This window comes from Streptomyces sp. NPDC045955, assembly GCF_056430805.1.
Genome location: NZ_JBWKKY010000019.1, coordinates 1 through 21,721, shown reverse-complemented (window position 1 = coordinate 21,721; position 21,721 = coordinate 1). Strand labels below are relative to the sequence as shown.

General features: G+C 72.8%; 17 protein-coding genes and 1 pseudogene. 8 read left to right on the top strand and 10 right to left on the bottom strand.

The window, feature by feature from the left end; genetic code table 11:
• Positions 1-218: 218 nt before the first annotated feature.
• Together AC07F0_RS31020 and AC07F0_RS31015 are read left to right on the top strand one after the other, a co-directional pair.
• Positions 219-671, top strand: a pseudogene (locus AC07F0_RS31020) (dihydrolipoyl dehydrogenase); the annotation flags it as partial.
• Positions 672-843: 172 nt separating this feature from the next.
• A complete protein-coding gene (locus AC07F0_RS31015) occupies positions 844-2,094 on the top strand; it encodes a M14 family zinc carboxypeptidase (RefSeq protein WP_478983331.1) in 1,251 nt (416 codons plus the stop codon).
• Positions 2,095-2,126: 32 nt separating this feature from the next.
• Here the strand turns inward: AC07F0_RS31015 and AC07F0_RS31010 are convergent, their stop codons facing one another.
• Both AC07F0_RS31010 and AC07F0_RS31005 read right to left on the bottom strand, forming a co-directional pair.
• A complete protein-coding gene (locus AC07F0_RS31010; RefSeq protein ID WP_478983413.1) occupies positions 2,127-3,479 on the bottom strand; it encodes a M14 family zinc carboxypeptidase in 1,353 nt (450 codons plus the stop codon).
• A gap of 177 nt (positions 3,480-3,656) precedes the next feature.
• On the bottom strand, positions 3,657-4,208 hold the full coding sequence (locus AC07F0_RS31005; RefSeq protein WP_356924651.1) for a DUF1707 and FHA domain-containing protein: 552 nt from the start codon (positions 4,206-4,208) through the stop codon (positions 3,657-3,659).
• Between the two features lie 173 nt (positions 4,209-4,381).
• On the opposite strand from AC07F0_RS31005, the gene treZ reads away from it, so the two are divergent.
• Entirely contained in the window at positions 4,382-6,127 is a 1,746-nt protein-coding gene (gene treZ, locus AC07F0_RS31000) for a malto-oligosyltrehalose trehalohydrolase (RefSeq protein ID WP_478983330.1), read from the top strand.
• A gap of 42 nt (positions 6,128-6,169) precedes the next feature.
• On the opposite strand, the gene AC07F0_RS30995 is transcribed toward treZ, so the two are convergent.
• Positions 6,170-7,171: an aminoglycoside phosphotransferase family protein gene (locus tag AC07F0_RS30995; RefSeq protein ID WP_478983412.1), complete on the bottom strand. Its 1,002-nt coding sequence runs from the start codon at positions 7,169-7,171 to the stop codon at positions 6,170-6,172.
• 47 nt (positions 7,172-7,218) lie between these two features.
• Positions 7,219-8,346: an aminopeptidase P family protein gene (locus AC07F0_RS30990; RefSeq protein WP_478983329.1), complete on the bottom strand. Its 1,128-nt coding sequence runs from the start codon at positions 8,344-8,346 to the stop codon at positions 7,219-7,221.
• Between the two features lie 185 nt (positions 8,347-8,531).
• On the opposite strand from AC07F0_RS30990, the gene AC07F0_RS30985 reads away from it, so the two are divergent.
• Complete coding sequence (locus tag AC07F0_RS30985; RefSeq protein WP_478983328.1) at positions 8,532-9,287, top strand: phosphodiesterase; 756 nt, start codon at positions 8,532-8,534, stop codon at positions 9,285-9,287.
• 45 nt (positions 9,288-9,332) lie between these two features.
• On the opposite strand, the gene AC07F0_RS30980 is transcribed toward AC07F0_RS30985, so the two are convergent.
• The 5 genes from AC07F0_RS30980 to AC07F0_RS30960 form a co-directional block, all read right to left on the bottom strand.
• Entirely contained in the window at positions 9,333-9,893 is a 561-nt protein-coding gene (locus AC07F0_RS30980; RefSeq protein WP_478983327.1) for a PDZ domain-containing protein, read from the bottom strand.
• Between the two features lie 278 nt (positions 9,894-10,171).
• Positions 10,172-12,337, bottom strand: a complete 2,166-nt coding sequence (cyc2, locus tag AC07F0_RS30975; protein WP_478983326.1) for a germacradienol/geosmin synthase Cyc2 — start codon at positions 12,335-12,337, stop codon at positions 10,172-10,174.
• Between the two features lie 119 nt (positions 12,338-12,456).
• Positions 12,457-13,638, bottom strand: coding sequence for a damage-control phosphatase ARMT1 family protein (locus AC07F0_RS30970; protein ID WP_478983325.1), 1,182 nt, complete (start codon positions 13,636-13,638; stop codon positions 12,457-12,459).
• A gap of 89 nt (positions 13,639-13,727) precedes the next feature.
• Positions 13,728-14,375, bottom strand: a complete 648-nt coding sequence (locus tag AC07F0_RS30965) for a ScbR family autoregulator-binding transcription factor (RefSeq protein ID WP_356928361.1) — start codon at positions 14,373-14,375, stop codon at positions 13,728-13,730.
• A 300-nt stretch (positions 14,376-14,675) separates the two neighbouring features.
• Positions 14,676-16,475 (bottom strand): S8 family peptidase, encoded by a 1,800-nt coding sequence (locus AC07F0_RS30960; RefSeq protein ID WP_478983324.1) that lies wholly within the window; start codon positions 16,473-16,475, stop codon positions 14,676-14,678.
• Between the two features lie 352 nt (positions 16,476-16,827).
• Here AC07F0_RS30960 and AC07F0_RS30955 point away from each other — a divergent pair, with 352 nt between their 5' ends.
• Positions 16,828-17,745 carry a lytic polysaccharide monooxygenase gene (locus AC07F0_RS30955; protein WP_478983322.1) on the top strand — a complete coding sequence of 306 codons (918 nt, stop codon included), beginning with the start codon at positions 16,828-16,830 and terminating at the stop codon, positions 17,743-17,745.
• Positions 17,746-17,763: 18 nt separating this feature from the next.
• On the opposite strand, the gene AC07F0_RS30950 is transcribed toward AC07F0_RS30955, so the two are convergent.
• The gene (locus AC07F0_RS30950) at positions 17,764-18,405 is read right to left on the bottom strand and encodes a Tat pathway signal sequence domain protein (RefSeq protein ID WP_478983321.1); all 642 of its coding nucleotides are present in this window, start codon (positions 18,403-18,405) and stop codon (positions 17,764-17,766) included.
• Between the two features lie 702 nt (positions 18,406-19,107).
• Here AC07F0_RS30950 and AC07F0_RS30945 point away from each other — a divergent pair.
• The 3 genes from AC07F0_RS30945 (at position 19,108) to AC07F0_RS30935 (ending at position 21,621) form a co-directional block, all read left to right on the top strand.
• The gene (locus AC07F0_RS30945) at positions 19,108-19,779 is read left to right on the top strand and encodes a DUF6230 family protein (RefSeq protein ID WP_356928365.1); all 672 of its coding nucleotides are present in this window, start codon (positions 19,108-19,110) and stop codon (positions 19,777-19,779) included.
• Positions 19,779-20,237, top strand: coding sequence for a DUF6114 domain-containing protein (locus AC07F0_RS30940; RefSeq protein WP_478983320.1), 459 nt, complete (start codon positions 19,779-19,781; stop codon positions 20,235-20,237). The genes AC07F0_RS30945 and AC07F0_RS30940 overlap by 1 nt, the downstream gene beginning before the upstream one ends.
• A gap of 127 nt (positions 20,238-20,364) precedes the next feature.
• The gene (locus AC07F0_RS30935) at positions 20,365-21,621 is read left to right on the top strand and encodes a cytochrome P450 family protein (protein ID WP_478983319.1); all 1,257 of its coding nucleotides are present in this window, start codon (positions 20,365-20,367) and stop codon (positions 21,619-21,621) included.
• Positions 21,622-21,721: the final 100 nt, after the last annotated feature.

Here is a 21,721-nt window from a genome sequence, read left to right as displayed (position 1 = left end):
ACTGCACGGCAGGCGAGTGGGCGGGGCAGCACTGCACGCCAGGTAGGCGAGCGTGCGAGGCGCGGCAACGCGGCACGCACGCAGGTGTGCGGGCACCAGCGTGCGAGGCGCGGCAACGCGGCACGCACGCAGGTGTGCGGGCCTGGCACCCCCGCCGCCCGCCGGGCACGACATCCGCCCCCGCGCCACACGAGCCACGCCGGACACGGCGGCGCGGGCCACCGCCCGGACCCCGCCAAGACACGGAAGGGCTGTTGGTGGCCGAGACCCTGGCGGGCGTGCCGTCCGCGCCCGTGGACTACGCGGCCGTACCGCGGGTCACGTACTCGTCGCCGCAGACCGCGGCCGTCGGTCTGAGCGAGGCCGAGGCACGCGCGCGTGGGCACGAGGTGGAGGCCAACAGCATGCCGCTGACCGCCGTCGCGAAGGGCATGGTGCACGGGCAGGGCGGCATGGTGAAGGTCGTCACCGAGGCCGGCGGCGGACGCGTGCTGGGCGTGCACCTGGTGGGCCCGCACGTGTCGGAGATGATCGCCGAGAGCCAGCTGATCGTCGGCTGGGACGCGGAGCCGTCCGACGTGGCCCGGCACGTCCACCCGCACCCGACCCTGTCGGAGGCGGTCGGCGAGGCGTTCCTGACCCTGGCCGGACGCGGGCTGCACCAGCAGTGACACCGCGCCGGTGACGTCAGGCCGACGGCGGTGACGCACACCGCCCCGGCCCCCGCCGCACACGGGCCGTCCATGCTTCCGGGCGCCCCCTGGAGCCTCCCCCGTCGCGCCCTTGACAGCGCCCCATGGCCGTGGGGTACTGCGATGGCGAACTCGGGCGGATGTGACGGGGGTGAGTGTCCTGCCGGAGCTGCGCTACCCCACGGTGACCGAACAGGTCTTGACCGCCCGGGCGTTGACCTCTCGTCGGCCCGGGTTGTGCACCCTGCGACAGGTGGGTGCCTCGCGTGCGGGCAGACCTCTGCACCTGCTGTCGGTGGGCCTCGCCCGCCGCGCCGTGCTGGTGGTCGCCGGCGCCCACGCCAACGAGCCGACCGGCTCCTGCACCCTGCTCGCGCTCGCCCGGCGGGTGCTGGAACAGCGGGAGTTGCGCGACGGCATCTCCTGGCACTTCCTGCTGTGCGCGGACCCCGACGGCGCGAGCCTGCACGTGACCCCGGCGCCGCGCAGCCTGTTCGACTACCACCTCGGCTTCTTCCGCCCCGCGGGCCCGGAACAGCCGGAGTGGGCGCCGTCCCTACTGCCGCCCGACCGGCTGCCGCCCGAGACCCGGGCTCTGACCGGCGTCATCGACGAGCTGCGCCCCTACCTCCAGGTGACCCTGCACGGCACGGACCTGGGCGGCAGCTGGGTGCAGTTGACGAAGGACGTGCCCGGGCTGGCCGAGCCGTTCGCCAAGTCCGCGGCCGAGCTGCACATCCCGGTGGAGACCGGCGCCTCGGACGCCGCCGGCTGGCCCGCGTCCGGGCCGGGCGTGCACGTGATGCCCGCGCCGGGCATCGGGCCTGCGTACCCGAGCCTGCCGGACGACGCGCGGCACAGCACCTGGTTCCACGCCCACCGCTACGGCGGCCTCACCGCCGTGGTCGAGGTGCCGATGTGGGCGAGCGACCTGGTGGACGACCCGGCTCCGCATCCGGCCCCGGCGGCGGCGATCGGGCGGCTCGCGGACCGGCTGCGACAGGACGCGCTGGAGGTGACGCGCGTCCTCGACGGCGCGCTGCACCGGCTCGCGGGCCTGGACGGGCCGTTGCTGCGGGCCGCGCGGTGGGGGCTGGAACTGGTGCCGGGGCTGGCCGACGACCTGGTGCGCATGCCGCCCGCCGACCGCACCCGGGCGTACGTCGGCAGCGTGGACGCGTTCGCCCGCCGTGTGCCGCTGCGGGCGGCGGCGATGCTGCGGCGCGTGCTGCACGGGACCGACGACCGGGCGGCCGGGCAGCTGGAGGAACTCGTGGCGACCTGGAGCGACGCCTTCGCGGAACGCTTCCGGGCCCGCTGGGTGCCGTTGGAGCACCAGGTCGAGCACCAGACCCGCACGGTGGTCGCCGCGGCGCTGCACGCGCGCGAGGGGACGTCGTAGACACCGGCCCCGCCCGCGGCGTCATCGCGGTGTCACTCCCGCTGCATCGGCACCGCCGCCCCCGACTCGCGCCCCGGCTCGCCCGCGCGGGAGCACGCGCGCGTGTCCCGCGCGGCCAGTGTGAAGGCGGCCAGCACCACGCGCGCCTGGTACTCCGCCTGGCGCGCCACCGGGATCCAGCGCGCCCCGCAGCTCTCGCGGTAGTCGGCGCACCACTCGTCGATCAGCTGGTCCAGCTCCGGCAACGCCCCGGCCGGGTCGTGTCCGGCGGCCCGCACGAGCTGGTGCAGGAGACCGGCGGTGCGCAGGGCCAGCCGTCGCCCGGAGATGCGCAGGGCGGCGAGGTGGGCGGTGCTCAGCGGCGGAAGGGGGTGGGCCGCGCCGTCGCCGGTGTCGGGGTCCCAGGCGTCGGCGAGACCGGGGCAGACCAGTAAATAGTCGTCGACCGGGGCCAGCAGGCGCGCCGCGTCGGGCACGGCGGCGACGTGCGGCCGGACGCGGGCCAGGAGGTGCCGCAGGAGCCCTGTGTCGTGGCGCAGGGTGTGGCTCACGTCCCGCAGCACCCCGTCCCGGTCGGCGGGCGGAGAGCCGTCCGTCACGGCCGCCACGCCCCACATGGGCGCTTCGACGACCGCGGTGAGGGTGCCGTGCCGGTGCGGGTGGAACCACGTCGACTCGACGGCGGCCTCCGTGATGGCCGCGGCCAGGCCGGCCGGGCGCGGCGGCGGGATCCGGTAGACGGCGGGCCCGAGGCCGGGCCAGTACAGGGCGTCGTAGGCGCCGAGTTCGCGGGGGATGCCGAGCCGGGCGGCGATGTGGGCGAGGCGCCGGCCGAGGCCCGGCAGGTCGTCGGTGAGCTCGACGAAGCCGCCGCCGACGTCGACGCCGTGCAGGGAGCACTGGAGGAACGGCCGCAGTTCGTCCTGGACGTCGAGCAGGGCGCGCGTCTCCGGCAGGGCGGCGCCGGCCGCGCCGTCGGGCAGCCACTCGGGCTGCTCCAGGAAGCCCGGCCGGAAGAAGTTCCGGAAGTACTGGCCGAGTGCGTAGGGCCCCGTCAGCCAGCCCTCGTTGCGGCGCAGCCCGTCCGGGTCGAGGCACAGCAGCAGGTTCCAGGTGGCGTCGGCGCCCTCGGTGAGCCGCGGGTCGGCCAGCGCCCGCTCGGCCAGGCGCAGCACGGTGGCGCCGCCCACGGGTTCGTTGGCGTGGGGTCCGGCGACGACGAGGGCCTGACGGCTGCCGTGGCCGACGGAGAGCAGCCACAGGGGCGTGCCCGCGCGGGATGTGCCGATCCTGCGCAGCCGGGCGTCTCGCGGGTGGCGGGCGACGAGGGCGGCGGCCCGGGTGTCCAGTTCGTCGACGGTCGGATAGCGCAGGAGGGGCGGCAGGGCACACCTCCCCGATGCGGTGCCGTCGCTTCACCAGCTGTACATGGCGTACGCACAGTCAGTCACGACTTTCAGGGGTACGTCAACACCGCGGAACGCAATGGGTTTTGAGCCACTCCGCACGGAGCGACAGCCGGTAAATCCAAGGCCAGAGCTAAGGCATGGCTCGGTTTCCGGTCAGTCGGCCGACAGCCGGAACGCCATCCGCCCGAAGCCGACCTGATCGCCCTCGCGGACGACGGCCGCACCGACCACGCGCCGCCCGTTCACCGTCGTGCCGTTGGTGGAGCCGAGATCCCGCAGGACCCACATGCCGCCCTGGTGGCGGAGTTCGGCATGGACGCGGGAGACGGTCTCGTGGTTCAGGCGCAGCCCGCTGGCGGGATCGCGGCCTATGCGCAACGGGTGGCCGTGCGCCGGGTGGGGCAGCAGCAGCTTGGGCAGTTTCTCGGCCTGCCAGGCCCTGCGCAGCCGTACGGTGAAGCCGGAGACCGCCTCGACGGTGCCGAACACCAGGCGGGAGAACCGGCTCTCCGTGGGCAGGTCGGCGGTGAGCACGGCGAGTTCGTCCGCGCGGCGGGCGGCGAGTGCGAGTTCCATGCGGCGGATGAACGTGTCATGGGACAGGCGGCCCATGGCGACGCCGTCCCGGAGCACCTTCAGCGCCCTGTCGCGCTCCACGTCGGACAGCCGCGCGGGGTACGTGTTGAACTCGAAGGACGACGTCACGCTCGTGATTGTCGGGCAGCACGGCCGGGCTGTCCAGAAAACGGGAAAACGGCCGCCACGCGCCCGCATCCGCCGAGACCCGCCGCAAATGGGTGGATGCACCAGCGGATTGATCGCGTTTGACGCACCATGGACGGGCTACATCACGGTGAGCAGACGAAGGGGAACCGTCCGTGCAGTTCGAGGTGTGGGCACCGCAGGCAGGCCGTGTGACGCTCCAGTGCGACGGCGTCAGGCGCGCGTTGGAGCGCGATCCGGAACGGGCGGGATGGTGGCGGGGCGAGGCGGACGCACGCGACGGGTCCCGGTACGGCTTCGCGCTGGACGACGGCCCGGTACGGCCCGATCCGTGCTCGCGCCGGCAGCCGGACGGCCCGGACGGGCTGAGCGCCGTCGTCGATCACGAGCGGTACGCGTGGCGCGCCCAGTGGCGGGGACGGCCGCTGCCCGGCGCGGTGCTGTACGAGCTGCACGTCGGGACCTACACCCGCGAGGGCACCCTGGACGCGGCCGCCGAGCGGCTCGGCCATCTCGCCGAACTGGGCGTCACGCACGTGCAGCTGATGCCGCTGTGCCCCTTCCCCGGCACGCACGGCTGGGGGTACGAGGGCGTCTCGCTGTGGGCCGTGCACGAGCCGTACGGCGGGCCCGAGGCGCTGAAACGCTTCGTCGACCGGGCCCACGAACTCGGCCTGGGCGTGGTGCTCGACGTGGTGCACAACCACTTCGGCCCGTCCGGCAACTATCTGCCGCTCTTCGGCCCGTACCTCACGGACCGGCATCACACGCCCTGGGGCGCCGCGGTCAATCTGGACGCGCCCGGCTCGGACGAGGTGCGCGCGTTCCTCGTCGGCAGCGCGCTGGCGTGGCTGCGCGACTACCGGATCGACGGGCTGCGCCTGGACGCGGTGCACGCGCTGGTGGACACGCGCGCGCTGCACTTCCTCGAGGAGCTGTCGACGGCCGTGGACGCCCTGGCCGCCGAGGTGGGCCGGCCGCTGTTCCTGGTCGCCGAGACGGACCTGAACGACCCGCGCCTCATCACCTCCCGGGACGAGGGCGGTCTCGGGCTGCACGCGCAGTGGAACGACGACTTCCACCACGCCCTGCACACCACGCTGACCGGCGAGTCGCAGGGTTACTACGCCGACTTCGCGCGCGCTCCCCTCGCCGGGCTCGCCAAGACCCTCACAGGCGGCTACTTCCACGACGGGACGTACTCCAGCTTCCGGGAGCGGCACCACGGGCGCCCACTGGACCGTACGCGGGTGGCCGGGCACCGGCTGCTCGGCTACAGCCAGACCCACGACCAGGTGGGCAACCGCGCCCAGGGGGACCGCCTTTCGGCCCTGCTCTCCCCCGGGCTGCTGGCCTGTGCGGCCACGCTGACCCTGACGGCCCCCTTCACGCCGATGCTCTTCATGGGCGAGGAGTGGGCGGCGGGCACGCCCTGGCAGTTCTTCACCGACCACACCGACCCCGAACTCGCGGACGCGGTACGGCGGGGCAGGCGGCGGGAGTTCGCCGCGCACGGCTGGAAGGAGGAGGACGTGCCCGACCCGCAGGACCCCGCGACCCGGGACCGCTCCTGCCTCGACTGGTCCGAGCCGGAACGCGAGCCGCACGCGCGCGTGCTGGCCTGGTACCGGCAGCTCCTCGCCCTGCGCCACGAGCAGCCCGACCTGACCGATCCCGACCTCGCCGACACCAAGGTCGCCTACGACGAGGAGCGCCGCTGGATCGCCTTCCGGCGTGGGGACGTCCTCGTGGCGGTGAATCTGTCGCCGGAGCCGGCCGCGCTGTCGCTCGGCGTCCCGCACGCGCGCGTGCTGGCCGCGTGGGAGCCGGTGGAGACACCCGGTGCGGACGGGGTGGTGCACGTGCCGGGGGAGTCGGGCGTGGTGCTGCTGCAGGAGTGAGGTCCCCATGACGCCTACGACGCCCCGCTGCCGCCCGGTCCGTCAGAGGGCGTCGTCCGTGTCCCGCAGGTCCGTCACGCGTTCCAGCAGGATCGGCTCCCAGGCCCGGCGCAGCTGCGTGCGCAGCAGGGTGAGCCGGGCCGTGTCCCGGCCCGGGAGGGCATCGGCGAGGTGGACGACCGTGTCGCAGCGGGCCAGCCACAGGCCGCGCAGGCAGGGGCGGGCGCCGTAGCCGGCGAGGGTGGCGGCGCGTACGGCGGCGGGTGAGCCGACGGCGAGCGCGAGGCCCGCGATGTCCTCGGCCGGGTCGCCGACGACCGCGCCGGCCCAGCCGAGGACCCCGCGCACGCGTCCGTCGGCGCTGACCACGAGATGGCCGCCCGTGAGCGCGTGGTGGGTGAGGACCGCCGAGCCGGACTGCGCGGCGAGCTGGGCCGCGGCGGGCGCCGTGAGCTGGTTCAGGCGGGCGGCGTCGAACTCGTCGGCGTCGGCGAGGCGTTCGGCGGCGCGGACGGCGGCCCGGCGCAGTGCCTCCAGGGAGCGCGGCGCGGCACGCGGCACGCCGAGGGCCTCGGCCTGCCGGACCGGTACCTCCCGCAGCCCCGAGAGCAGTCCGGCGAGGTCGGCCTCGCCGACGGCGGACACGTCGTGCTCCTCGCCCGAGCCGCCCGGCACCTTGGTGTCCAGCGTGTAGGTCAGCCCGGTCGCCCACTCGCCGTGGGCCACGCTGACCGGCACCGTCACCGGGACGTGCGGGCGGACGAGGTCGCGCAGGCGCAGTTCGCGGCGCTGGCGCACGGTGGCCTCGCGGTCGGGGGCGAGGCGCAGCACGTGGCGGCTGCCGACCCACCAGGTGGCCGGGTCGGCACCCTCGGTGGCGGGCCGGACGTCGGGGCCGGCGGCGGGGCTCCTGCCCTGCTCGGGCTTCTTGCCGCCCCTGCCCTCCTTGCCGTCCTGGCCGTCCTGGCCGTCCCGGCCGTCCTTGAGCAGGGAACGGACCAGCCGGCGGACGGTGTCCGCGGTGGGTGTCGGTGCCTGGGTCATGGTCGCGCCGTTGCCGTTCGGGAGGCGTGTGGGGGACATCGGTGCCGTCACTCCACTATGACCAGCTCGCGGGAGGTGGTGTTCAGACGCCGCCCACCGTCCTCGGTGACCGTCACGATGTCCTCGATGCGCACGCCGAACCGGCCGGGCAGATAGATCCCGGGTTCCACGGAGAAGCACATGCCGGGCACGAGGGGCCGCTCCTCGCCCTCGATCATGTAGGGCGGCTCGTGGGTGGTGACGCCGATGCCGTGTCCGGTGCGGTGGATGAAGTACTCGCCGTAGCCGGCGCCGGCGATGACCGCGCGGGCGGCCCGGTCCACGTCCTGGCAGGCGGCGCCCGGCCGCACGGCCTGGAACCCCGCCTCCTGCGCCGCGCGCACGATGTCGTGCACGCGGCGTTCCTCGTCGGTGGGTTCGCCGACGTGGACCGTGCGGGAGGTGTCGGAGCCGTAGCCGTCCTTCAGGCCACCGAAGTCGAGGACGACCATGTCGCCGCGTTCGATGACGCGGTCACCCGCCTCGTGGTGCGGGTTGGCGCCGTTCGGCCCGGAGGCGACGATGGTGAAGTCGACCTGCTCGTGTCCGTGCCGGCGCAGCGACCGGTCCAGATCCGCGGCCACCTCCGATTCCCGGCGGCCTGCGAAGGGGACGTTCCTGATCTCCTCGAACGTCGCGTCGGCGGCGGCTCCCGCGGCCGTCATGAGCTCCAGTTCCGCCGCGTCCTTGACGGCGCGCAGCATCGGCAGGGCCTCGGTGAGCGACGTGTAGGAACTGCCGGGTACGGCCTGCTGCAACGCCAGCAGGTGCAGGGCCCAGGCGTTGTCACTGATCCCGTACCGGCCCGAGGTGCCGAGCAGGGCGGCGGTGGCGGCGTAGGGGTCCTTGCCGTCGGTCCAGTCGCGCAGGGTCAGGGCGGGCGCGCCGGCCGCCTGCTGCGCGTCCGGGGCCTCCAGTGCGGGGACGACGAGGACGGGGTCCTGCCCGTCGGCGAGGACGAGCAGGGTGAGCCGTTCGGTGACCGCCGGTGGCGTGTAGCCGGTGAGCCACACCAGGTCCGGTCCCGGCGCCACCAGCAGGCCCGCGAGACCGGCCTCGGCGGCGGTCCGCGCGGCGCGCTCCATACGGGCCCGGTAGTCGTCGGCGGTGAAGGACGCGGCCGTGCTTCCGGTCATCCGGGCCTCCCAGGGACGGGCGAAGGGGCTACGGGCAGCATCCTGCCCGGCCGGAGGAGGCGGCGCGAGCGGTCTGCGCACTTCACCCGGGCATCGCCCCTCATGGCAGAGCATTGCTCTCACATGAGATGTAATGCTTAGATGCTCCGCATCCATTAGCCGTTCGACCGAAGGGGCGTACGACCGTGCTCGTACTCGCGCACATCAGCGATCTGCATCTGGACGGGAGCGCGCGGGCGACGGAGCGCGCCGAGCGGGTGTGCGAGCAGCTGTGGGAGCTGCCGGGGCAGGTGGACGCCCTGCTGGTGACCGGGGACATCGCGGACCACGGCACGGAGCCGGAGTACGAGGAGGCAGCCCGGATCCTGGGGCTGCGCGACGGCGACGCCCCCTTCCCCGTGCTGACGTGCCCGGGCAACCACGACAGCCGCGCGCCCTACCGCAAGGCGCTGCTGGGCCTGCCCGGGGCGCAGGGGCCCGTCAACAGCGTGCAGGCCTTCGACGACGGTGCCGTGCTGATGTGCGACTCCAGCGTGCCCGGCAGCGACGACGGAGAGCTGGACGAGGAGACGTACGACTGGATCGAGGCGACCCTCGACGAACTCGACGGCGGCCTTCCGGCCCTGCTCGCCTTCCACCACCCGCCGGTGGCCCTGCACCACCCGCTGCCCGACTCCTACCGGTTGCGGGAATCCGGCCGGCTGGCCGGGCTGCTGGCCCGCCGGCCCGAGATCGCCGGTCTGATCACCGGCCACGCGCACACGCCCGCCGCGACCTCGTTCGCGGGACGCCCCCTCGTCGTCGGCCCCGGTGTGACGTGGACGCTGCGGCTGCCCTGGGAGGGCGAGCAGATCGCCGACCGGGACGCGCCGCCCGGGATCGCCTTCCACGTCCTGGACGACACGGGGCGGCTCACGAGCCACTTCCGGGTGGTCACGTGACGACGCGGTTCACGTGACGACGCGGTTCACGTGAAGGCATCGGGTTCACGTGACGACAGCCGGTACGACCGTCAGCTGCTGGTATCCACCGCTGCGGTGCCGCACCGTCAGTTTCACCTCGGCGCCGGGGCGGGCGCGGGCGACGGCCCGGGCCAGGTCGGCGGCCGTGTCGATGCGGGTCCTGCCGAAGACGAGGAGCAGGTCGCCGCGCACCCGGCCCGCCTCCTGAGCCGGCCCGGGGACGTGGAGCCCGACGACCAGGACTCCCGGCTTCCCGGCGTCCATGACCTCGACTCCGAGGGTCACGGCGGCGGGCGCGGAGGCGGCGGGGGACGGCGAGGGGCTGGTCGGTGGCGGCGTGTGCCGCCCTCGCGGATCGAGGCCCCCGCCCGCGCCGATCGCCGTGGCGCCCATCGCCCCGAGACCGATCCCGGACAGGACCAGGACGACGCCGGCGAACCCGGCGAACAGCACGTTGAGCAGCCGCCGCACGCGGCGCCGGGCGGCGTGCCGACGGGGCCGTGACGGGCCGGTTCCCGTCACCGTCGCCACCCCGTCGGGTTTCCGGCCCGGCATCGGCTTGGGTCGCAGCGCGGTCTGTTCCATGGCTCGCCTCCGGATGGTGCGGACCGCCTCCGTCGGATGCGGAACGATCACGGCTGGTGCTCTACCCGGTGCTCCGGCGCGTGATGAGCCACGAACGAGTGAGACTGACGGGGCCGCCGGTGTGGACCGGGCGTGCCGCCGGGGCAGGGGAGCGTGCCGGAACGACGGCACGGCTCGCACCGCACCCGGCGTGCCGGATGCGGTGCGAGCCGCGGTTGCGCGGGCCGGCCGGGCCGGTCAGCCCGTGCGGCCCTCAAATCCGGCCGGAGAGCGCCGCGTCAGCGGAAGGCGGGTACGGGCACGGCCGGCGGACGGTCCGGGAGGAAGCCGTGGGCACGCCGGGACAGCCACTCGTCCTTGTAGCGGTCCACCTCGCGATGCCAGTTGAGGATGCCCGCCATCCAGTTCCGCAGGTCCGTCACATACGTCCCCATGGCCGTGCGCGCTTCCGCCGTGAGCTGGAAATCGTCGTACAGGATGGGCAGCTCGTGCTCGACGACGTGCTCGAACTGGCGCATGCGCTGGCTCATCAGGTCGTGCACGATGCCGAGCCCGGTCGGGTAGTCGCAGCCGAAGAAGGTCTGCACGACGAGGATCGCGTTGTGGATCTCCCCCTCGAACTCGATCTCCTTCTGGTACGAGAAGACGTCGTTGAGGAGGCACGCGAAGTCCATCGCGGCGTTCTCCAGGGAGCGGACCGGGCCGCTGCGGTAGACCTCGGGCGGGACGGCCGGGCCGTGTCCCATCCGGCACAGGCTCAGGGTGAGGTCGGAGCCGAAGGTCGCGCGGCGCATCTCCAGGTAGTCGACCGGGTCGGGCACGCGGTTCTGGAGCTGGTTGGACAGCTCCCACACCCAGCTCTCGGTCATGACGTTGATCGCGTCCTTGAGCGTGCGCCGCGCGCCGGGCGTCATCTCCGCGGTGGTGCGCACCCACAGGTCGAGCAGGCCGCGCTCCATGGCGTTGACCGGGAGCAGCGGCTCATCGCCGTCGACGGGCATGCAGCCGGACAGGCGGGCCGTGGTCAGCCGGGCGGCGGCCAGGTCGCGGCGGTGGCCGTAGACCAGGGGGTAGTAGTCGTCGCCGTAGGTGCCCCAGGCGAGCCACTGAGCGCTGAGGTCGAGGGCCTCGGGGGTGGCGTCCGGGTCGAGGCCGGCCGAGCAGAGCGCGAGGTCGTAGGCCCGGAGCTTGTCCTCGTCCCAGACGCCCTCGGCGAGGATGCCCATGCGCTCCGCCCAGTCGCGCAGACTCCGGCGGGCGTTGTCCAGGTGCGGGCTGAGCTCCAGGGGGAACGGCATGCGGATGTCGGGGATCCGCGACGGTCCGACCTTCTGGTACGGCACGTACGTGTAGGAGCGCAGCCTCTCGGCTCCGGCCGTCGCGAGCAGGGCGCGGACGTCGGCGGCCGAGGTGCCGATGCCGGTGCATCCCGGCCATGGGCTGCCGCCGCGCACCGCGTTCTCGTTCATGTAGCGGCTGGAGCGCAGATGCCACTCGTGGCCGCCTGACTGCCAGTCCTGAAGCCCCTTGGTGTACGCCGCCACGGCCGCGACCTCGCCGGGAGTGAGGCCGTTCTCCAGGGCCACCGCGGGCACTTCGGTGAACGCCGTGTGCTCGAACTGGTGGAGGCGGGACGTGAGGACGTCGTTGACGGTGTCCGCGGCCTCCTGGGTGGTGCAGCCGAAGAAGGTCTCCAGGACGAGCACGCCGTTGCTGAGCTCGCCCTCGTCCTCGACCTCCCGCTGGTAGGAGAACAGGTCGTTGCGCAGGTGCACGGCGTCGGAGAACGTCTCCATCAGCACCCTGAGCGGCCTGGACTCCACCACGGATGCGGGCACTTCGGCCGTCGCGTACTCCACGAGACCCGCCGACCAGGGGGCGCCGCCCACCTTGCGGCGCATCTCGATGTACTCGACGGGGTTGGCGATCCGCCCCTCGTTGATGTTGGACAGCTCCCACAGGGACTCGTTCAGCAGGTGCTCGGTCGCCACGGCGAAGCGGCGGCGCCAGTCCTGCGACATCGTCGGCACGGTACGGGCCCACAGGTCGGCGAGGCCCGCCTCGACCGGGTTCTCCGGCTCCGGTACGGGAGTCGAGAGGTCCAGCGGCATGAACAGGGGCAGCCGGTCCAGGTGGGCCTTGCCCGCAAGGCGGTCCTGGCTGCGCTTGTACTTCTCCAGGAAGTGGTCGTCGAAGAAGAAGACCCACACATACCAGTCGGTGATGAGGGAGAGTGCGGGACCGTCGCAGTCGGGGTGGGTGTAGGCGCAGAGCAGGCCGTAGTCGTGCGCGTCGAGGTCGGCCTGGTCCCAGACGCCGGAGCCCTCCAGCATGCCCATCTCGCGCGCCCACTCGGCCGAATGGGCGCGGGCCTCGTCGAGATGGGGGTTCAGCCGCGCGGGATGCGGCAGGTAGAAGTGCGGGAGTTCGAACGGCTGCGTCATGGCCGGGCCCTACCCGGCGTCTCTCGGCGGCATCCGCCGGGCCGGACATGATCACACCATCGCGTGAATCGGGGCTGAACGCGGCTGTTCTGGCGGGAGGTCGTGTGACGTTGTGCGCCCTAGGGGGCGCGCAGCTGGATCAGCGCGTGGGTGCCGCTGGTGCGCCAGCGCTGGTCCTCCGCCGCGACGAGTTCCGCCTCGGTGCGGGCGTCGAGGCCGGTGATCACGTCGGACTTGAGGGTGCGCAGGGCGGCGACGGGGCCGGGGAAGTAAGCGGTGACGTCCGCGAACGGCGTGGTCGGGTCCCAGAGGCGGTCGCCCACCAGGCGGCGGTAGTTGAGGTCGCCCTTGACGACGGTGAGCGCGGCCGAGGCGAAGTCGGCGCTCAGGTCGCCGGGCATCTGCTCGTACGGCAGCGGGGCGCAGGAGAAGGGGTGGGCGCGGAGGGTCAGGCGGCCGTCGGCCAGGGCGGACCACAGGCGCTGCCCGTACTCGGCGGCCGCTCCCCCGGCCCGGGTCAGGCGGCGCAGGGCGTCGACGACGTCGGCGGTGGTGGCGTCGGAGACGTAGTACGGGTACGGCTTGACGTGCAGGACGGCCCGGCCGATGCGCCCGTGAGCCAGGAGGTGGGCGATGAGGAGCAGGTCGGGGACGAGTTCGCGGCCCGCGTTGTCGGCGACGAGGCACAGGGTGCCCGTGCCGGTGCCGCCGAGCAGGGCCCACAGGCGGTCGCTGTCGTCGGCCACGAGTCCGGGGGCGGCGTCGGCGGCCCGTGCGCCCTCGGCGGAGAGACGGAAGCCGAGGTCGGCGCGGTTGCCCCAGAGGGAGCCGTGCAGCAGGGCCTGTGCCTGTTCTCCGGCGGGCCGGCCGGCGAGGTCGTCGAGCGCGGCCAGTTCCTCGTCGGTCTCGGGGGAGTCGAGTTCGGCCAGTTTCGAGGGACGGAAGGGATCGATGCCCTGCCAGGGGCCGGGGCCGAAGTAGCCGACGGCCTGGAGCAGCCGGCGGTAGAACCAGCTCTCGGACCAGAGCCACGGCACGTCGAACCAGGACCGGCCGGTGTACTTGCGCAGCCCCCAGCTCTCCCACAGGCCGCGGTCGGGCGCGTCGGCGGGGAGCGGTTCGATCTCGCCCTTGGTGCAGTTGGCCAGCAGCTCGTCGAGCGCGCGGTGCTGCCAGGGCTCGTACGGGAAGGCCTCGCGCACCTGCCGGATGATGGCCGGGTGCCGCTCGGCCAGCACACTGTGGGGGAAGGAGCCCGGCTGGTCGCCGAGGAGCACGGGTGCGGATGGGATGTCGGGCATACGGCTCACCGTAACGCGCGGGCGCCCCTCGCTGACCGACGAGACCGGCGCCCCGGCCGAGCCCGTTCGCAACGTCCCGTCCGAAACCGTCAGACCGGTGCCAGTTCGCGTTCCAGGCGGGCCGCCAGGCTCAGGTAGCGGGCGCGGCGGGTGACCGGGACCAGGCCGCGGATGAGTATGTTCCACATCTCGGCCGTCCGGCGGGGCTGGCGCGCGACGGGCTCGCGGGAGCGGCCCACGACCCGGGTGCCGACGAAGAAACAGACCAGGGAGTGGGCCACGACATCGATATCGATGTCCGGCTGGACGTCGGACTCCTTGACCGCGCCGACGAGCCGGGCCGTGACGATGTCCAGCCACTCCGTGAACGGATGGCTCAGCGGCGGACGGGGCCGGATCCCGCCGGTGGCGAGCCGCAGTCCGGCCCGGAGGACCGGGTCCTCGACGGACATGCGGGTGATGCCGAACGTGAGGCGCATCAGCGCCTCCAGGGACGTGTGGCCGCGATGGCCGGTCTCCGCCGCCAGCCGCCGGGCGGTGTGCGACTGGAGTTCGAGGATCGCGTGCGCGAGATCCTCCTTCGCCGCGAAGTGGAAATACAGGGCGCCCTTGGTGACCTGAGCGTGCTCCACGATGTCGCTGAGACTGGTCGATTCGTAGCCGCGACGGTCGAACAGGTCAGCGGCGGCCGTGATGATCGTCGAGCGGGTCTGCTCGGCTCGCAACTGCCTCGCCATCGACTGAACTCTCCCGGGACGGAAATGAACGGGTCATGCCGTTTGTTTTTACCCCCCGTACACGATAACTCACCCTCAGACGGCGTCCACCACACCAGTGTGCCGGAGTGCGGGTGCACATCCGGCAAAACAATCGCAACTGATGAAAGAAAACAGCGCGTTCGGTATCTGACTGTGAGGGTTGTGCGGCCGCACGTAAAGACGGGCCGGCCGGTGCCCCATCCGCACCGGCCGGCCCGCCCGCTCGTGAGCTGCCCGTTCAGCGTCCTCACCGAAGGAGGACCGGGAGATTCAGAAGGATCAGAAGGTCAGCTTCCAGCCGTTGAGCGTGCCGGTGTCCTGCGCCGCCGTGTCCTGGACGCGCAGCTTCCAGGTGCCGTTGGCGCTCTCCGCGGAGGCGTTCACCGTGTAGGTGGTCTTCACGTCGTCGGCGGAGTCCGAAGCGGCGGACTTCAGACGGTACGCCGAACCGTCCGGCGCGACCAGGTCGATGACGAGGTCACCGCGGTAGGTGTGGGTGATGTCGACGCCGACCTGGAGGGCGGAGGGGGCGTTGCCGCTGCGGCCGGTGACGCTGATCGGCGACTCGATCGCCGCACCGTTGTCGGGGATGGCGACGGCGGTGGTGCTGGAGAAGGTCGTGCCGGTGGACGAACCGCCCTTGACGGCCTGGACCGTCTTCGCGGCGTCCGCGAGGCCGGCGCCGCAGCCGCCGGAGCAGGTGCCGGGCAGCGGACGGGCGTTGGCCTTGATGGCCGACTCGATCTGGGCCGGAGTGAGGGCGGAGTTGGCCGACTTCATCAGGGCGGCGAGGCCCGCGACGTGCGGGGTGGCCATGCTGGTGCCCTGGTAGTAGGCGTAGCTCTCGCTCGACGGCGTCTTCGTGCCGGAGTTCAGCGTGGACAGGATGCCGTTGGCGGTGGAGGTCCGGGTCTCGCCGCCGGGGGCGGAGATGTCCACGAGCGAGCCGTAGTTGGAGTACGAGGCCCGGCTGCCCGCGCGGTTGGTCGCGGCGACCGCGATGACGTTGTTGCAGTTCGCCGGGGACGCGTTGGAGACGTTCTGGTTCTCGTTGCCGGCCGCGACGACGACCGCGGTGCCGCGGTTCACGGCGCCGTTGATGGCGCTCTGGGTGGCGCTGGAGCAGGCGCCGCCCCCGCCGAGGCTCATGTTGATGACCTTGGCGACGTTGGTGTTGGCGGGGACGCCTGAGACGGTGCCGCCGGACGCCCAGGTGATGGCGTCGATGATGTCGGAGTCGTAACCGCCGCACTTGCCGAGGACGCGGACCGGGGAGATCTTCGCGCCGTGGGCGATGCCGGCGACGCCCTTGCCGTTGTTGGTGGCGGCGGCGATGGTGCCGGCCACGTGCGTGCCGTGCCAGGAGGAGTTGGACGCGGGGATGCCCGCGCCGCACTCGCCCGCGTTGTACCAGTCGCCCGGGTCGGCCGGGTTGCTGTCACGGCCGTTGCCGTCGACGGAGACGGCGGTGTCGGAGATGAAGTCGTAGCCGCCGACGATGTTCGCGGCCAGGTCGGAGTGGGTGACGTAGCCGGTGTCGATGACGGCGACGGTGACCCCGGTGCCGGTGGTCGTGTCCCAGGCGGCCGGGACGTTCATGCCGGCGGTCGCCTCGAACAGGTCCCACTGCTTGCCGTAGTCGGTGTCGTTCGGCGTGACGGCCGTCGGCTTGTTCAGGCGGTCCGGCACGACGTAGGCGACCTGCGGATCGGCCTCGTACTGGGCGACGACGTCGGCGACGTCCGCCCGGGCGGGGTTCGTGCCCAGGTCGACGAGGGCGGCGCCGGTGCCGAGGCGGCGCTGGAAGTCGACGTCCTCGCCGGTCTTCTCGGCCTTGGCCGCGGCGTCGTCGGCGGCGGCCTTGTCGGACTTCGCCTCGGTCGCGCCGGACTTGTAGCCGACGATGAGCCGCTCGGCCGGGGCGCCGGGGGCGGCCTCGGTCTGAGCGGCCGGGACGGCGGCGGGCCCGGGGGCGGTCTCCTGGGCGACGGCGACCGAGGCGGGGGCGGCGGTCAGCAGGGCGGCGGAGACGGCGGCGACGGATATCAGCTTCCGTCTGAACTCAGGGGAGATACGCACGGTCGTTGCCTTTCGTGGCCGGACTCCGGGCTGGGCGGAGCGGCGGTGGATGCGCTTCGTCGCTGAAGCGGAGGGGGGTGGTTCGAAAGAGCGACGCGGTGGCCGGCCAGGCGTGTGGGGAGCGACCCGTTCGGGGTTACCTGTGGGTCAGCTGTGGTCGAACGATAGGCAAAGAGCAGGTCATCGGGATACGGGGGAAACCCTCGATCCGACCGGAAACCCACCCTCTGTGGCGGGCAGTTGGGCGTGAATGGCCCGCTTTTCGAACAGGTCGTGGCGTGCTGAACGCGCCGGGCCTGTTGCCCGTATTGCACTACCGACCGCTCCGGCCCGGCCGAGGAGACGCAGACGGATGTCCCGTACGACCGCACACCGCGCCGCGCTTGCGGCCGCCCTCGTGACCCCGTTGCTGCTGCCGCTGTGGGCGGCGCATCCGGCGCGGGCGCACGGTGCGCCGACGGATCCCGTGAGCCGGGTGGTGGCCTGCTCCCCCGAGGGCGGTGACCGGGCGGGCTCGGCGGCCTGCCGCGCGGCCGTCGCCACGAACGGCGCGCCCTTCACCGCGTGGGACAACCTGCGGGTGGCGAACGTGGCAGGCCGGGACCGGCAGGTCGTCCCCGACGGGAAGCTGTGCAGCGGGGGCCTGCCCGGCTACCGAGGGCTCGACCTCCCCCGCACCGACTGGCCGGCGACCCGGATGTCGCCCGGTGGGACGCTCACCATGCGGTACGTCTCGACGATCCCGCACACCGGCACGTTCCGGATGTATCTGACGAAGCCCGGCTACGACCCGACCGGGCCGCTGTCCTGGTCCGACCTGCCCGAGAAGCCGTTCGCCGAGGTGAAGGACCCGGCCCTGACGGACGGTGCGTACCGCCTTGAGGCGACCCTGCCGTCCGACCGGACCGGGCGGCACGTGCTGTACACGGTCTGGCAGAACAGCAGTACGCCGGACACGTACTACTCGTGCTCGGATGTCGTGTTCCCGGAGAAGAAGGACGCGGCGGTTCCGGAGAAGAGGCAGGAGAAGCAACCGGAGAAGCAACCGGTGAACAAGCCGGACAAGCAGGGGAGACCGGAAGGGAAGAACGAGAGCGCCCCGCTGACATCCCCCTCCGGGCCCCCCACCGAGCCCTCCTCCGCATCCACCTCCGTATCCGCCTCCGAACCCCCCTCCGGCCCGTCCACGCCCATGCTGGCGGGCGGCGCCGCGGCGGTGCTGGTGCTCACCGGCGGCGCCGCCCTGGCGGCTCGGCTGCGTCGGCGCTGAACCGACGCCCGTCACACGTCAGTTGACGTTGACGGCGACGCCTCCCTTGGTCACCGGGGCGTACTTGGCGGTGAAGAAGGCGTTGGCGAAGCACAGCGAGGAGCCGGACGCCTTCGTGAACTGCTGGTTGGTGAAGGAGATGCTGTTGTCGGCGTTGTCCGCCTTGCCCGTCAGGCTGGGGGCCCGGTAGACGCAGTTGATGGTGCCGAGCAGGGTGCGCAGCTTGACGGTGGACTGGATGACGGAACCCTCGCCCGGGGTCACGGAGACGGTGCCGTCCGAGGACACGCTGGTGGTGTAGGGCAGGTTGTCGACGGTGATGCCGCTGACGCCGAGCACTCCGACGACGTTGGCGGTGCAGCCGCTGGTGTCGAAGGTGTGCGAGGTCAGGGACTCGGTGGCGGTGCCGGGGGCGGCCGGGTTGTCGGTGACGGTGGCGGCGAACGCCGACGAGGTGCACGAGATGCCGCTGGTGCCGGTCGCGCTGGAGTAGAAGGTGGCGGCGGTGCCACTCGCCAGGGAGGCGTTGAGGACGTCGCCGACCGCGACGGCCGCGCCGTCGGTGGTGGTCAGGACGGGGGTGTCGGCCGCCGAGGCGGGGGCGGCGAGCCCCAGGGCGGCGACGGCGGCGGTGAGGGTGAGGAGGGTGCGCGTACGCATGGGGGTGTACCTCTTCTCGTTGCGGGGTGGGGGTGCCGGGGGACGCGGTTCGGCGTCCGCCGTTGCCGGCCCGTCACGCCTTCTCCGTACGTGACGGACCGGCAACGGCAGACCGGTGACCTGCCGGAGGCACGCACGGGGACGGGCCGCCGGCCGGGCCGGACTGGGGGTGGCTGGTGGCACGGCGCGCGGGGGAAGGGCCCGTGCCGGTGCCGTGGAGGGTCGGACTCGGGCCGTGGAAAGCCCGTGCGGACGCACCGGGCGGCGAGATGCCCGTACGGGACGAGCGGTTCCGGGACACGCGGACGGTGCCGCGCGGCGGATCCGGCGCCACGGATCCGGTGAGACGAGGAGAGTTGTAGACCCGGCGGTCAATCAACGTCAAGGCTTCGCAAGGGAGTTGTGCGTTCGCTGAGCCTTTCGAAGGGCATCGACTCACATGCGGCGCACCTTCGACACTCTTTGTTCACACTTCCCTTGACCCTTCATGTAACCCCCGGTAACTTCCGAGTCGGCTACTGCGCCGTACGAGAAAGCCCTTGCAACCGCCGGGGATTGCGGGGAGTCGTGCGTACGCGGTCGGTGTCCGCGCCAGGGCAACGTGCCATCGAAGTCGCACCGTGCAACCGAAGTCGCCATGCGACACCGACGTCGCAACGTGCCACGAAGTCCGATCCGCACCGACATGCACCTGGAGCAGACATGACCTCCTCCGCCGAGCACACCTCCGACAGACCGGAAGGCACCGCCGCCGCGGACGCCGGTGACGTTCCCGCGCGCCGCGGCCGGGTCCGGGCACGCCGGGCCGCCGTGATGGCGGTGCCGGCCGCCGCGGTCGCCGCCGGCCTCGCGATCCTCACCGCCGAGGGGGCGCTGGGCGTGCAGTTCGCCATCTCCGGTATGCCGTTCACGGTCACCGCCACCGAGCTGAACGGCACCGGCTTCGCACAGTTCGGCGGTCTGGACGAGATGGCCGAGGGCAGCCCCAACGCGGGTGACACCGGCGGTCAGGTGCTGGTCGTCACCTCCGTGATCAAGGAGGCGACGCTGACCAAGCTGTGCCAGAGCGTCGACCTGGGCGGCACGAACCTGGTCATCAGGGCGGGTGAGGGTGCGGCGAAGGTCAGGGCCAGCGACCTGACCACCGACTCCACGGAGCTCACGGGCGACGCGGCCTTCAAGAACATCGAGATCGGCAACGACGCCAGCACGCTGAACAAGGCCGGGCCACAGGGCCGTGGGCCGAAGGGCGTGTTCAGCCAGCAGTCCGACACCGTGCACATCGCCAAGCTGCGGCAGACCAACTACGCCACGACGGCCGGTGTGTTCAAGCTGCCCGGGCTGAAACTGGGCTTCAGCGGGTCGGGTTGCTGATGCCCGGCCGTCCACACGGGACGTTCCGGTCCGCCTTCCGCCAGTGGCGGGCTGGCCGGCCCTTCTGGGGCGGGCTGCTGCTCGCCCTGGGCGGGGCGGAGGTCCTGCTCACCCTGAAGGCGTCGCTGGACGTCATCCTGCACGTCGGCATGCAGGGCCTGGCCGGCTATCTGCTCCCGGGCGTGATGCTGCTGTGCGGTGTGCTGATCCTCTTCAACCCCTCCCAGCGCCTGTTCTACTCGGTCATCGGGGTGCTGGTCTCCCTGGGGACCTGGCTGACCTCGAACCTGGGCGGCTTCTTCGTGGGCCTGCTCCTGGGCGTGGTCGGCAGCTGCCTCACCTTCGGCTGGCTGCCGGACCAGGAGCCGCGCGTCAGCCGGCGCCGGCGCAGGAAGGCGGCCCGGGCCGCGAAGGCGGTGGCTCAGCCCATGGAGCGGGAGGCCGGCCAGACCGCTTGAAACAGGCCACTGACTCTCCGCCCTCTGGCGCCGCCCGGCCGCGGCCACTTGGCTGGACGTGGCACGTACCCGCCGACCAGGCGTCCGCGTGCCGTGCGAACCGCCGCCAGCCCAGGGAGAGAGTCCGATGGAGTTCACACACCCGATAGTGATCGATCCGACCGGCCGCGACATCCACGGCGAGGCCGCCCGGATCCGCGAGCGCGGGCCCGTCACCCCCGTCGAACTCCCCCACGGTGTCCCGGCCTGGGCGGTCAGCAGCGCCCCGCTGCTGAAGCGGCTGCTCACCGACCCGCGGGTGTCGAAGGACGCGCGCCGGCACTGGCACCGCTGGCTCGACGGCGAGGTCTCACCGGACTGGCCGCTGTACACCTGGGTCGCGGTACAGAACATGTTCACGGCCTACGGTGCCGACCACAAACGGCTGCGCACCATCGTCTCCAAGGCGTTCACCGCCCGCCGCACCGCCGAGCTGCGGCCCCGGATCGAGGAGATCACCGCGGCGCTGCTCGACCGGGTCGCCAAGGCCGGGGCGGGCGGCGGGGCGGACGGCCACGCGGTCGATCTGCGGGAGGAGTTCTGTTATCCGCTGCCCATCCAGGTCATCGGCGAACTGCTCGGATTACCCGAGGAGCTGGGGCCCGAGCTGCGTGCCGTGGTGGACAGCGTCTTCCACACCTCGGCCGACGCGGCCGAAGTCGCCGACACCTACGCCCGGTTCTACGCCGTCCTGCGTGAGCTCGTCGCCGTGAAACGGGCGGCGCCCGGCGACGACCTGACCAGCGCGCTGATCGCGGCCCACGAGGAGGAGAGCGGCACCCGGCTCAGCGAGCAGGAGCTGCTCGACACGCTGATGCTGATGATCAGCGCCGGTCACGAGACGACGGTCAATCTGCTCGACAACGCCGTCCACGCGCTGCTCACCCACCCCGACCAGCTCGCGCACGTTCTCGGCGGTCGCGCCTCCTGGGACGACGTGATCGAGGAGACCCTGCGGGCCGAGGCGCCGGTGGCCAGCCTGCCGCTGCGGTACGCCGTGGAGGACCTGCCCCTCGGCGAGCTGGGCGGCCCCGAGGGCAGTGTGATCCGCAAGGGCGAGGCGATCCTCGCCGCGTACTCCGCCGCCGGACGCGATCCGGAGCAGCACGGCCCGGACGCCGGCACGTTCGACGTCACCCGCGCCGTGAAGGATCATCTGGCCTTCGGATACGGCGTACACCACTGCCTGGGCGCCCCGCTCGGCCGGCTGGAGGCGCATGTGGCCCTGCCGGCCCTGTTCGAGCGGTTCCCCGGCCTCACCCTCGCCGTACCTGCGGACGAGCTGCGGCCGGTGGACTCGTTCATCTCCCACGGCCATCGGTCGCTGCCGGTTCTGACGGGCTGACGGGCGGGGGGGGGGGGGGGGGGGGGGGGGGGGGGGGGGGGGGGGGGGGGGGGGGGGGGGGGGGGGGGGGGGGGGGGGGGGGGGGGGGGTGGGGGGGGGG